This is a genomic window from Flavobacterium caeni, assembly GCF_900101895.1.
Lineage (GTDB): Bacteria > Bacteroidota > Bacteroidia > Flavobacteriales > Flavobacteriaceae > Flavobacterium > Flavobacterium caeni.
In genome coordinates this window covers 66,082-78,549 of sequence record NZ_FMVF01000006.1, presented here as the reverse complement: position 1 = coordinate 78,549, position 12,468 = coordinate 66,082, and the positions used below count along the sequence as shown (strand labels likewise).

Genomic DNA, 12,468 nt, shown 5'->3' with positions numbered 1-12,468 from the left:
GCCTGGCTTGCGCCAGACCCAAAGAAACTAAACCTATCTTTAGTTTACTCGCTTCGTTTGAATTTGAACCCCACGTCGCCAAAGAGTACGCCGTAAGAATCAACGGGATAGGAAAATTCATCATCGGTATTGACCATACGCGTTACGGTGATGCTGCCCACTTCGATTGGCGGTATGGTGCCGGTTTTTAACGTGCGGGAAAACAATGCGTTGGTCTCGACCGAAACCGTGTACAGATGGTCTTTTTCGACGGCCAAGGGCGTGATATCGATTTCCATCAGCGTGCTCGCGGCCGAAACATTGACGGTTTGCGTGCGCAATATTTCCCTCGTTTCGTGGTCCCATAGCGTCACGGTGGTTGTAGGATCGGGCGCCGCGAGTTTGACGGTCAGTTTGCTGATCGTACCATTGTGTTTGGGCTTGAATTCGAAACCGGTTTCGATCACATTTTCGCCTGCGGAACTAATGGGCGCATTGAAAATGTCACCAGAATAGAGCAAATCGTGGGTGTTTTCTTCTTCGAAAACTTGCGGAACGTAGGTGGTGTTATCGTCGTCGCTGCTGCAACCGATTGTCATGGCCGCGAAAAGTAATGCGGCAAGTGTTGGAATATTTTTCATGGTTTAATTGTTTTGGTTTTTGTAAAAAGTCATTTCGCCCGATACCGTACCTACGGCATTGGATTCGCCCTTGTTGTACATGGCGCTCGGCTGTAACCGAATATTGCTGAAGCGGCATTGGATTTTGTCTCCCGTGACGTCAAATTGGATGGTGCCTGATTGGTCATCTGAACTCCAATCGACTTGGCTTTTTTGCGTGATTTCGGAGAATCCAACATACACTTCATCGGCAGGTTTTTTGCCTTCGCCCATAAAATCGCTTTTTTTGATTTTGTAGACTTTGCCGTCCTGCGGATAGTCTTTGCCGTTGAACGAAATCGTAAAGACTTTGGCCGGAACCAATTTGTCTTGCACGGCCACGATCAAGTCGCCCGAAGTGGTCCCGCCGCCCGATTTACCGTCAACCACAAGCGTTTGCGAACCGCACCGCAGGGTTACTTTTCCGTGGCCTTCCTTGGCCATTTCGGTAGGCGCCATCGCCGTTTCGGATGTCGCGGCAACGGTATCGGTGGTTTCTGATTTGCACGCCGCCACAATGAAGAACAGCGCAAAGGTTAACGCAAATTTGCCCATCATTTGTAGAATTTGAGCGTGCCGCTTAAGGTACCGTTGTTGTCGTACGGCACGTCGTTGGACGATTCGGCCTCCAACGTGATGCCGCTCAAGTCTACGGTCACTTCGTTGCCGTTAACCGCGAAGGTCACTTGCCCCGATGCCGTGGTCGAATCCCACGAAACAAAGGAGCTGCCTACAAATTCGGTCAGGTGGATGCGCGCCTTGGTCGGGTCTTCGTCGAGCGCGTCGTCGGTTAGCGTAAAGGTGGTGGTCACCGATGGCAATTCGGTCAAGTTGGTGTCGATTGAAAACGTCTTGAGTGAATTGTCGGTTTGGTTGGCGCCCACATAGCCCACGCCGCCCGCATAGGCCCAGCCGCACGGACCGTCCAGTTCATAGGTGCTTCCGCCCGTCATGGTAAGTGTGACATCGGCTGTTCCGGCGGGCGCAACATAGTAGGGCATTGCGTTTTGATCGTCTTTGTCGCAGGCGGTAAGCAATCCTATTGCCGCGAATAAAAAAATCCTCATCATGTTTTAATTTTTAAAGTTTCTTGAGGCAAATTTGCAGCAACCCCAAATCTTAAAAAAACACCAATAGACCAACAACATTTTAAATAGACGGATGACAAAGTGACCACATTTTTTATACATTTGATAAAGCCCTGAACCCAATTATGGCCACGTACAACTGCATCATCATCGACGACGACGAAATCGACCGGATTACGGTCGTGGCATTTGTCAAAAAATTTCCCGAACTCAACATCGTCGGTGTTTTCGACAACGCGGCATCGGCCTTGCCCGCTATTGAAACCCAAGACGTCCAAATCTTGTTCCTCGACATCGACATGCCGGGGCTCAGCGGGATCGACTTTCGCAAACATGCCGCCCATGTTCCGGTATGTATATTCATTACCGCGCATCCGGAACACGCTGTCGAGAGTTTCGAACTCGATACGCTCGATTTTGTGGTCAAGCCGCTCAAACTCGATCGGTTTGCGCAAACCGTGGCGCGTATCCAGGATTACCTCGAGCTCAAACACAAGGCGCAGTTGTTCGAGGCCAGCATAGGCGGCGATACGATTTACATCAAAGAGGGCCACGAGCAAACCAAGGTCAAGTTGCACGATATTTTGTACCTCGAGGCGCTCAAGGACTACACCAAAATCGTGACGCCACAAAAACGCCACTGCGTACTGTCGAGCATTGGCATGTTGCTCAAGGAAGACAATTTCAACTCGTTCATTCGCGTGCACCGCAGTTATGCCGTACAAAAACAATTCATCAAGAAAATACTGACCAACGAAGTCATGCTCAACAACGATGTGGTGATTCCGGTAGGCCGTAGCTACAAAGACAACCTCAAAACACTACAATAAATCTGGTTTTATGGGCCGCCGATTCCTCCTGTTTTTATGCTTACTTTCGATGACAGCCGCGGCGCAGGTCCCAAAAACCAAGGATTCGCTGTTGGTGTATCTCAAAACACATCCGCAGGACACGCTGTATGTGCAAGCGCTCAACGAATGGGCGTTTTTGATGGTCAAGGATGGCAACTATGAAGAGGCGCACCGCTATGTCAAAAAAGTCGACGCCTTGTCGCGAAAGTTGCACTATGGCTCGGGGTACTACAAGACGATAAACATGCTGGGCATCATCGAGTATTCGAAGCAAAACCAGAAAAAGGCGATGGACTATTTTCTCAAAGCCCATGACTTGATTACAAAATACCGGCTTCCGAAAAAAATCTACCAGAATTCGTTGAACAACATCGGCATCATCTACGCCGATTTGGGCGATCGTGAAAACGCCACGAAAAAGGCGATGGAACTCATCAATTACCAGGAAAAACACCAGATCAAGCCGCTCAAATCGTGGCCCTACGAACACCTCGGCAACAACCTCAAGCTCTACGAGAAATACGATGAGGCGTTGCGTTACTACAACAAGTCGATGGCGATCGAAAAAGACGAGAACGATTTTACGGGGATGGCCATCAACGAGAACAACATCGGAAACCTGTATGACGATCAGGGAAGGCTTGATATGGCCGCAAAGCACTATCTCAAGGGATTAGCCTATGCCCAAAAAGAAGATTACAAGCTCTTGCAAACCGACTTCTTGACCAACCTGGGGCGTGTTTGCAAAAAGCAACAACAATACGCCAAATCTGAACAATACTATCGCCAGGCCGAACGACTCCTCAAGGAACTCGAAGTGACCGTTCCGTTAAAAACGGTGTATCAAAATTTGGGTGACCTTTATGCGATCCAAAAAAAATACGACGCCGCCAAACAAGAATACCTCAAGGCGTTGGCCATTTCGAAGGAAATCCAAGACCCGCAAGTGTTGTTGACCATCAACGAAGCGTTGGCCGGATTGGGCGAGGCTACCGGAAATTTCAAGGACGCTTACCGTTACAAAGTAGCCGCAGGGGTTTACAGCGATTCGGTGTTCAAAATCGAAACAGCCAAGAACAGCGAAGATCTGTTGCGCAAGTACGAAACCGAGAAGAAAGAACAGGAAATCAAGGCGCTTTCGGCCAAAGACAAAATCAACCGGCTTGAAATAGAGAACGCGCGCAAGCAACGGATTTTTTTCCTCATCGGCTTGGGATTGCTGGCAATTGTCGTGGGATTGCTCATAGGGTTTTACCGCAACAAAAAGAAAAGTGCCGAAAAACTGGCGCAAAAAAACCGTGAAATGACCCGGCTCAACGAAAAACTCGAAACAGCCAACACCACCAAAACCAAACTATTCAGCATCATTGGGCACGATTTGCGCAGCCCGATCAGCCAGATTTACCAATTTCTCGATTTGCAAAAATCGGAACCCGAACTCTTTAGCGAAGCCGACAAGACGCGTCACAACCAACGCATCACCGATGCCGCGAGCACCGTACTCGAAACGATGGAAGATTTGCTGATTTGGTCGAAATCGCAAATGCAACAATTCACGGTGACGCCCGAAAATTTCGAAATTTTGCCGCTGGTTCAAACCATCATCGGGCTTATGCAGTCGCAAATAGACAGTAAAAAAATAACCGTGGTACTCGATATCGACGCATCGGAAACCCTTTACTCCGACCGCAATATTGTAATCATCATCATTCGGAACTTGCTGCAGAACGCCGTGAAATATTCGCCCGAAAACAGTACGATTACCATTGGTTCCCTAAAATCTGACGGCAAAACCCTGATCCGGATTGTTGATCAAGGCGATGGGATTCCCAAAAACATCAAGGCCACTTTCGAATCCGACACAAACCTGGTAGACAGCGGCCAGTCGGGGTTAGGGCTTACGCTGATCAAGGAAATGGGCGAACTGATCGGCGCCTCGTTTATCATGGCCGACCATGCCCCGAAGGGTTCGGTGGTCACGGTGACTTTCCCGAATCTATTTGATTCGAAGACGACCAACCATCGAACAAAAAGGGCATAAAAAAAGCCCGACAAGCGGGCCTCTTTTTTCTTTTTAATTCGGTTACAACAACGCGTTGAGCGAATCGGCATAGGTTTGTTTGGGCGCTACGCCTACCTGACGTCCGACGACTTCGCCGTCCTTGAACACCAATACCGTCGGGATGTTGCGCACGCCGTATTTGGCCGCGAATTCCTGGTTAGCGTCTACGTCTACTTTACCGATGACGGCCTTGCCTGCGTATTCTTCCGAAAGTTGGTCGATGATCGGGCCAACCATACGGCACGGTCCGCACCAGGCTGCCCAAAAGTCTACCATAACCGGTTTATCTGATTTCAATACCACTTCTTCGAAAGTAGCATCTGTTATTGCTTGTGCCATAATTGCTATTGCTTTAAGTTTTGAACGACAAAATTAGGCATTTAAATTTAAAATTCTTGTTAATTGAAAATCAGTTTTGGCTATTCGATCATAAACAAAAACCTATCCGAATAACAAGGTTACACAAACTTGCCATTTTTAGAAATCCGTAAAACTGCTTCATCCGTTTGACCAGACGGCCGCTCTTTTATTAGCTGAAGATTGTACTGTTTCAAAAGTTGGAAGTCGTGCCGAAATTCTCTAATATTGCCGAACCATCGATCCCATTTCTCTTTGAAAAGCACCTTCAAATATTTGCCGAAATACGGCTATCCACTTTTGGTTTTGCTCCACGTTGCCTTGGGTGCTCTTTTGTTTTGGCTTCCCGAAATCGGTGTGTACTATGGTCCTTTGGCAGCGGCTTTCGGATTGCTACTGATCGTGAAAAACAAAGACCAAAACCATGAAGTCCTTTTTGCGGCCGCGTACCTTACCGGCGCCGAAGTACTGATACGCATCATGGGCGGATCTTCGTATGAGCTTGCCAAATACTCGGTTGCTGTATACGTGCTGTTCGGGTTGTTTTTTTCGGGTTTTTCTAAAAAGTCATGGCTGTACGTGGCTTACCTGTTGTTGCTCGTCCCAAGCATTTTGATTTCCGAAGGATTGACGGGTATCTCAAAATCGACGTTGGTTTTGTTAAGGATCAACCTTAACGGCCCTATTTGTCTTGGCCTGTTGGCCATTTACGCATTTGACAAAAAAATCAGCTTCGGTATGCTGTCGCGAATCCTGCTGTTGGTTTCGCTACCTGCCTTGAGCATCGCTGTGCTTGTGTTTTTGCATAGTCCAGCCATCGATTCGATCCAGATAGTCGACTCAAACAAATATTTTTCGGCCATGTTTGGCCCGAATCAGGTAGCCACGACGCTGGGTTTGGGAATGTTTCTCTTTTTTGCGCGCGCCATCCTTTTCTCGGAATCGTATCGGTTGCTTGCTTTCAATCTGGTCGGGGCTTCTTTCATGGCCTATGTTGGATTGCTTACGTTTTCGCGTGGCGGAATGATCGTGGGTGTTTGTACGACACTCGCGATGATTTTGTTTGTCTACTTGCGGTCAGGAAGCTACGGAAAATGGCGGGCCAAAATGGGCCTGTTGGCTTTTGCAGGCAGCTTTATGACGGTGGTCACCGTGGTCGCGATACAAACCGATGGGCTTATCATAAAACGCTACACCAACCAAGACCATCTCGGACGCACCAAACGTATCAAAGAAGGCGACCGGTTGGTCCTGGCAACAAAGGAGATGAACTTGTTTTTCGACAATAGTTTTGCGGGCGTTGGCGTGACCAAAGCCGAAGACGCGCGCAAAAGCAAGTCTGGCCGAAACTACCACACGCACAACGAAATCACACGCTTGCTCGGCGAACACGGATTGATGGGTCTGGGTTGCGTCGTCATTTTGATTGGTGTCCCCATTTGGCTTTTTCTGAAACGGCGACGACACGTATTGCTGGGCGTATTCTTTGTCTTTTGGTTTTTGTCGGTCAACCACATCAGCACGCGGATGCTGGCTTCGGCATTTTTTTATGCCTTGATGTTGCTGCAAATCGACCTCGCCCCGAACAACATTTTCGACCGAATCATAGTACGGGATTCGTTCCGTAAAAAATTAGTTCCCGTAACTGAATCTAGTTCAATTTAAAATTAAGCTGTAGTTTTTCGAGCTCGACGAGCAACTCGTTCGAGATCCTGATCTTGAGTTTCCGGCTCGGCATCGACAGTCGCGTGACGACCTTGGTTTCCTCTACTTCGGTTTCAACGGTAATCGGTTCTGCATCCGATTCGCCTTCGACAGCGCCTTGGTCGTCTTCGGGTTCGACCGATGCGGCGACTTCGACCATGCGTTTTATCTTTTCGAGCTCAAGTATCTCGAACAATACCTGGTGATCGCCTTTGTTGAGTTGAAACAATTCGGACAAACGCGTGATTGTATCGGTGTGCAAATCCTTGATGTTGAAATGGATCACGAGCTTTTTGGCCATGGCCGCAAGCACATCCTGCAACTGTTTGACTTCGAGAAACTGCAAACGCGGCTCCGATTTCTTGCCCGTCTCGCGGTTGACCCAACCCTCCTTGACATTGACCTTGATAAATACAAAGCCGTTCGGTGTCAGGAAATGACGGAACTTGAGGTATTCTTCGTCAAAAATCCGGAACTCGTAACTTTCGTCATACCCTTCGAGCACAAAAGACGCCCAGCCTTTGTTGGTTTTGGTCGTACGGTGTTGGATGTTGGTCACGATGCCGCCCAACGTCAACGTCTTGCCCACGTGTTGCTCCAAACTTTTGAGCGCCTCGAGCTTGGCGTTGCAAAAATATTTCATCTCGAACCTGAAATCGTCTAGCGGATGCCCCGAAATGTAAATCCCGACGACTTCCTTCTCGCGTCCCAGCTTCTCCATCGTACTCCAATCTTCACACGGCGGCACGACGGGTTCGGCGATCTGGACTTCGCTGGCTTCGCCGAACAACGACACCTGCGATGAATTTTCGTTTTCCTGGTATTTCGAACCGTAGCGCATGGCTTTTTCGAGAAACGTGATCCCGTCGCCTTCTTCATGGAAATACTGCGCGCGGTGCGTGTTGTCGAATGTGTCGAAGCCGCCCGCCAACGCGAGGTTCTCGAACGCTTTTTTGTTCGCGGCGCGCAAATCGACGCGTTTGGCCAAGTCGAAAATCGAACGGTATTTGCCATCCTTTCTCGATTCGACGATGGTTTGCACGGCACCGCCGCCCACGCCCTTGATCGCACCCATCCCGAACCGCACCGCGTAGTTCTCGTTGACCGTGAATTTGTAGAACGATTCGTTCACGCACGGGCCCAACACCTCGAGCCCCATACGTTTACATTCTTCCATAAAAAACGAAACCTGCTTGATATCGCTCATGTTGTTCGAGAGCACGGCGGCCATGTATTCGGCCGGGTAGTTGGCTTTCAAATAGGCGGTCTGGTAGGCCACCCATGCGTAACACGTCGAGTGCGATTTGTTGAACGCATATTCGGCAAACGCTTCCCAGTCTTTCCATATCTTCTCTAGTACTACGGGGTCGTGCCCATTTTGTTCCGATGCCTGCCCGATGAATTTGGGCTTCATCTTATCGAGTACATCTTTTTGCTTTTTACCCATCGCCTTACGCAGCACGTCGGCATCGCCCTTGGAAAAATTCGCGAGCTTTTGCGACAACAGCATGACCTGCTCCTGGTATACGGTAATGCCGTAGGTTTCCTTGAGCAATTCTTCGCACGCCTGTAAATCGTAGGTGATTTCCTCCTCGCCGTTCTTGCGTTTGATAAAACCGGGGATGTAGGCGATAGGCCCCGGACGGTACAACGCGTTCATCGCGATCAAATCGGCAAACACCGTCGGGCGCAATTCCTTCATGTATTTTTGCATGCCGGGCGATTCATACTGGAAGATGCCGACCGTTTCGCCGCGTTGAAAAAGTTCGTAGGTTTTCACGTCGTCGAGAGGGAAATTGTCGGGGTCGAGTGTCACGCCTGTGCGGTATTTGACGAGCTTGACGGTATCTTTGATGAGTGTCAGCGTCTTGAGCCCAAGGAAGTCCATCTTCAACAATCCCGCCGATTCGGCCACGGCATTGTCGAACTGCGTCACATACAAATCCGAATCCTTGGCCGTGGTGACCGGAACGAAATTGGTGATGTCGTCGGGGGTGATGATCACGCCGCACGCGTGGATGCCCGTGTTCCTGAGCGACCCCTCGAGCACCTTGGCCTGCTGGATCGTCTCGGCCGCCAGCGATTCTTCGCGCGCCATTTCGATGAGTTCCTTGACGCGGTCGAATTCCTCCGAACGCAATACCTTCTTGACCTCGTCTTCTTTTTCAGATAAAAATCGTGCGAGGTTCCATTTGCCGGGCATCATCCCGGGGATCAATTTGGCGATGCGATCGGCTTCGAACAACGGCAAATCGAGTACACGCGCCGTATCGCGGATGGCCGATTTGGTCGCCATCTTGCCATAGGTGATGATTTGCGCCACCTGGCTCGAACCGTATTTCTGGATCACATAATCCATGACCGACCCGCGTCCTTCGTCGTCAAAGTCGATGTCGATATCGGGCATCGATACACGGTCGGGGTTGAGGAATCTTTCGAAAAGCAGGTCGTATTTGATTGGGTCGATGTTGGTGATCCCAAGACAATACGCCACCGCAGACCCTGCCGCCGAACCACGACCCGGCCCTACCGAAACGCCCATGTCGCGCGCCGCGGCGATGAAATCCTGCACGATCAAAAAATAACCCGGGTAGCCCGTTTTTTCGATCGTCGCGAGTTCAAAATCGAGTCGTTCGCGTACGTCAGGGGTCAAGCCGTCAAGACCGTAGCGTTTTTCGGCACCTACATAGGTCAGGTATTTGAGGTATTTGTTCTCGCCGCGTTTGCCGCCGTCTTGGGCGTCTTCGGCAAATTGGAATTCCTCGGGAATGTCAAATTTGGGAAGCAATACGTCGCGGTACAGCGAATAGATTTCGATCTTGTCGATGATTTCGCCTATGCTCAAAATTGCTTCGGGCGTGTTGGCGAACAATTTTTTCATGTCGGCCGACGACTTGAAATAATATTCCTGGTTGGGCAATCCGTAACGGTAGCCGCGTCCGCGTCCGATGGGCGTCGACTGCTTTTCGCCATCCTTGACGCAAAGCAAAATGTCGTGCGCGTTGGCATCGGGTTGGGCTACATAATAGGTGTTGTTGGTAGCGACAACCTTGACCCCATGCTTCTTGCCGAACTCAATCAGCGTTTGGTTCACGCGGTTCTCGTCTTCCTGGTTGTGGCGCATGAGCTCGAGGTAGAAATCGGCACCGAACTGGTTTTTCCACCAAATCAACGCGTCTTCGGCCTGGTTCTCACCGATGTTGAGGATCTTGCTCGGAATCTCGCCATACAGGTTGCCCGAGAGCACAATCAGATCTTCCTTGTATTTTTCGACCACGGCCTTGTCGATGCGCGGCACGTAATAAAATCCGTCGGTGTAGGCGATGGACGACAACTTCGCGAGGTTGTGGTAGCCTTTTTTGTTCTTGGCCAAAAACACGACCTGGTAGCCGTTGTCTTTGCGTGTGCGGTCTTTGTGGTCTTCGCAAATGTAAAATTCCGCGCCTACGATGGGTTTCATCTCGACACCATCGGGAATTTCGCCTTTTTCTTCGGCCTCCTTGTTTTTGGCGGCCACCGCTTTGTTGTGGTTCATCACGGCGCTCACAAACTGGAACGCACCCATCATGTTGCCCACGTCGGTCATCGCCACGGCCGGCATTCTCTCTTTGGCCGCCACCGACACGAGCGCCGGTACCGAAATCGTCGATTGCAACACCGAAAACTGCGTATGGTTGTGCAGGTGCGCAAACACCGCCGATTCGAGATCGACCGATAGCGCAGGCGATGTCGTTTCGGTTGTTGGTTGGGTTGGGGTGAGGCTTTCGCGGATTTTTTCCGAAGCCGCTTTGAGGTTGATGTGCTTGAGCCCGATGAGTTGTATTTCGCCGGGATTGTGCTGTTTGAAATTTTCGTGATAACCGACCGGAACATCGAGTTCTTCCTTGGTGAACACTTCGCGGCGGATGAGTTCGAGGAAACAGCGCGTGGTGGCCTCGACGTCGGCTGTGGCGTTGTGCGCTTCGGCAAACGGAGCGTCGAACAAATATTGATGGAGCTCGGTGAGCGTCGGGAGTTTGAATTTACCGCCGCGTCCGCCCGGGATTTGTAAAAGGTTGGCCGTAACTTCGGTACAAGTGTCCAACACGGGCATGGCCGCCATGTTCGATTCGACACCCATCCTAAAAAACTCGCAACCCATGATGTTGACGTCGAACCCTACGTTTTGCCCCACGACAAACTTGGCCTTGTCTAGCGCAGCATTGAATTTCTCGAGTACCGCTTCGAGCGGAATCCCTTCGGTCATGGCCAGCTCGGTAGAAATCCCGTGGATGCGCTCGGCGTCGTACGGGATGTTGAACCCGTCGGGCTGGATCAGGTAATCCTGGTGCTCGACCAAACGCCCCATGTCGTCGTGCAGCTGCCACGCGATTTGTATCGCACGCGGCCAGTTCGAGGTATCGGTAATCGGGGCGTCCCACCGCTTGGGCAAGCCCGTGGTTTCGGTATCGAAAATTAAATACATAGCTGATTGTGAAGCCTTTGAAGCGGGCGATAAAACCCCATCGGCGTCATTCAAAAATAAACGTTTTTGGGCAAGAAAACCGTATAAGTTATCAACAAAAAACCATTCGGGAACCGAAAGAACTCCGATCCCGAATGGCTGGTCGAAACGTTATGTTTCAGAAAGTTTCTTAGTAGTTACCGCGTCCGCCGCCGTATCCGCCACGGTTAAAGCCGCCACCGCCACGGTTGTTGTCGCGGTTAAAGCCACGGCGCTCGCCCTCTGGTTTTGGCTCCGATTTGTTGACGACAATCGCACGGTTCGAAATCATCGAACCGTTGAGTTCTTTGATGGCCTGCTCGGCTTCTTCATCTACCGGCATCTCTACAAAACCGAATCCCTTGCTTCTTCCCGAGAGTTTATCGATAATGATTTTTACGGAATCCACGGTTCCATACACTTCAAAGGCTGCTCTGAGGTCTGCTTCCCCCAAACTGAATGGAAGGCTTCCGACAAAAATATTCATAAGTACAAATTTATAGTTTGCGTAAAGATAAGGTTATTCGCGACGGTGAACATGTTTAAAATGTTAATTCTTGGACGTCCCGAAATAAAAAAACCATCCGGTGCGGATGGCTTGGTTTTTTATGGCTCGTTGATGACCGGTATCCTGTAAAAAGTGCCGTGTTGTACATTGACAATTTCGGGCGCTTCAGACTCCGGATCGGTGTTGTGCGCGTTGAACCTAAAAGTTCCTGAGACATACACGCCGTCGTATTCAGAAATCACCACCTCGCCATCGCCGACGCCGATTGCGGTTTCGTAGAAAAACTCATCGCCCAAATCGTTGATGAAGTCATAGCTGGCCGTACGGGTCAGGCTGGTTCCCAGTGGATATTTAACGTGTGTATCGCTGTTTTTAGGATCGATTCCGACAGCAGGGACCGGAACCTTGAGCGACATGTGCTCGATGATCGTACTGGCCGAAATGGTCAATACATTGCCGCTCTTGACGGCATTGGCATCTTGGCCTCTCCAAAAAAGATTATCCTTAACCCCTTGAAATACAGCTTCATTATTGAACTTTACATCCTCGCTACACGACCCCAGGGCAATGGCCAGCATAACGAAAGAGAGGATCTTTTTCATGTTAAATTAAATTTGGAGCAACAAAAATAGTTTTTTTGATGAGATATGCTAAATAATTATTCATAAAATGATAGGGTTTTTTTAAGAACACGAATCGCGGCACCCAAACATTAATCTGCAAATAATCAGTAACAAATTAGCATTTATTAAATTAAATCGTATCTTTGCGCCCTTA

The 12,468-nt window shown here is 49.8% G+C and carries 10 protein-coding genes; 3 read left to right on the top strand and 7 right to left on the bottom strand.

Annotated features, from left to right (window positions below; genetic code table 11):
- Positions 1-44: 44 nt before the first annotated feature.
- Genes BLP55_RS07280 through BLP55_RS07270 form a run of 3 tightly spaced genes read right to left on the bottom strand, consistent with a single transcriptional unit; the run spans position 45 to position 1,708 of the window.
- A complete protein-coding gene (locus tag BLP55_RS07280; RefSeq protein WP_091141682.1) occupies positions 45-620 on the bottom strand; it encodes a DUF4082 domain-containing protein in 576 nt (191 codons plus the stop codon).
- Between the two features lie 3 nt (positions 621-623).
- The gene (locus BLP55_RS07275; protein WP_091141681.1) at positions 624-1,196 is read right to left on the bottom strand and encodes a hypothetical protein; all 573 of its coding nucleotides are present in this window, start codon (positions 1,194-1,196) and stop codon (positions 624-626) included.
- Entirely contained in the window at positions 1,193-1,708 is a 516-nt protein-coding gene (locus BLP55_RS07270) for a hypothetical protein (RefSeq protein ID WP_139149622.1), read from the bottom strand. Before BLP55_RS07270 ends, BLP55_RS07275 begins: the two co-directional genes overlap by 4 nt.
- A gap of 143 nt (positions 1,709-1,851) precedes the next feature.
- Here BLP55_RS07270 and BLP55_RS07265 point away from each other — a divergent pair, with 143 nt between their 5' ends.
- The gene (locus BLP55_RS07265; RefSeq protein WP_170826815.1) at positions 1,852-2,556 is read left to right on the top strand and encodes a LytR/AlgR family response regulator transcription factor; all 705 of its coding nucleotides are present in this window, start codon (positions 1,852-1,854) and stop codon (positions 2,554-2,556) included.
- Between the two features lie 10 nt (positions 2,557-2,566).
- On the top strand, positions 2,567-4,618 hold the full coding sequence (locus BLP55_RS07260; protein WP_091141678.1) for a tetratricopeptide repeat-containing sensor histidine kinase: 2,052 nt from the start codon (positions 2,567-2,569) through the stop codon (positions 4,616-4,618).
- A gap of 42 nt (positions 4,619-4,660) precedes the next feature.
- On the opposite strand, the gene trxA is transcribed toward BLP55_RS07260, so the two are convergent.
- On the bottom strand, positions 4,661-4,978 hold the full coding sequence (gene trxA / locus BLP55_RS07255) for a thioredoxin (protein ID WP_091141677.1): 318 nt from the start codon (positions 4,976-4,978) through the stop codon (positions 4,661-4,663).
- Positions 4,979-5,251: 273 nt separating this feature from the next.
- Between trxA and BLP55_RS07250 the strand changes: the two genes are divergently transcribed.
- A complete protein-coding gene (locus BLP55_RS07250; protein WP_091141676.1) occupies positions 5,252-6,661 on the top strand; it encodes an O-antigen ligase family protein in 1,410 nt (469 codons plus the stop codon).
- On the opposite strand, the gene dnaE is transcribed toward BLP55_RS07250, so the two are convergent.
- The 3 genes from dnaE to BLP55_RS07235 all read right to left on the bottom strand — a co-directional run bounded on the left by dnaE (position 6,648) and on the right by BLP55_RS07235 (position 12,293).
- Positions 6,648-11,165 (bottom strand): DNA polymerase III subunit alpha, encoded by a 4,518-nt coding sequence (gene dnaE, locus BLP55_RS07245; RefSeq protein ID WP_091141675.1) that lies wholly within the window; start codon positions 11,163-11,165, stop codon positions 6,648-6,650. The two genes, BLP55_RS07250 and dnaE, sit on opposite strands and share 14 nt — an antisense overlap.
- A gap of 169 nt (positions 11,166-11,334) precedes the next feature.
- Entirely contained in the window at positions 11,335-11,670 is a 336-nt protein-coding gene (locus BLP55_RS07240; RefSeq protein ID WP_091141674.1) for an RNA recognition motif domain-containing protein, read from the bottom strand.
- 119 nt (positions 11,671-11,789) lie between these two features.
- Entirely contained in the window at positions 11,790-12,293 is a 504-nt protein-coding gene (locus tag BLP55_RS07235; RefSeq protein WP_091141673.1) for a DUF6252 domain-containing protein, read from the bottom strand.
- Between the last annotated feature and the right edge of the window lie 175 nt (positions 12,294-12,468).

Coding starts and splice junctions, on each gene's coding strand:
- BLP55_RS07280 (WP_091141682.1), bottom strand. CDS start 620: ATGAAAAATATTCCAACACTTGCCGCATTACTTTTCGCGGCCATGACA.
- BLP55_RS07275 (WP_091141681.1), bottom strand. CDS start 1,196: ATGATGGGCAAATTTGCGTTAACCTTTGCGCTGTTCTTCATTGTGGCG.
- BLP55_RS07270 (WP_139149622.1), bottom strand. CDS start 1,708: ATGATGAGGATTTTTTTATTCGCGGCAATAGGATTGCTTACCGCCTGC.
- BLP55_RS07265 (WP_170826815.1), top strand. CDS start 1,852: ATGGCCACGTACAACTGCATCATCATCGACGACGACGAAATCGACCGG.
- BLP55_RS07260 (WP_091141678.1), top strand. CDS start 2,567: ATGGGCCGCCGATTCCTCCTGTTTTTATGCTTACTTTCGATGACAGCC.
- trxA (WP_091141677.1), bottom strand. CDS start 4,978: ATGGCACAAGCAATAACAGATGCTACTTTCGAAGAAGTGGTATTGAAA.
- dnaE (WP_091141675.1), bottom strand. CDS start 11,165: ATGTATTTAATTTTCGATACCGAAACCACGGGCTTGCCCAAGCGGTGG.
- BLP55_RS07240 (WP_091141674.1), bottom strand. CDS start 11,670: ATGAATATTTTTGTCGGAAGCCTTCCATTCAGTTTGGGGGAAGCAGAC.
- BLP55_RS07235 (WP_091141673.1), bottom strand. CDS start 12,293: ATGAAAAAGATCCTCTCTTTCGTTATGCTGGCCATTGCCCTGGGGTCG.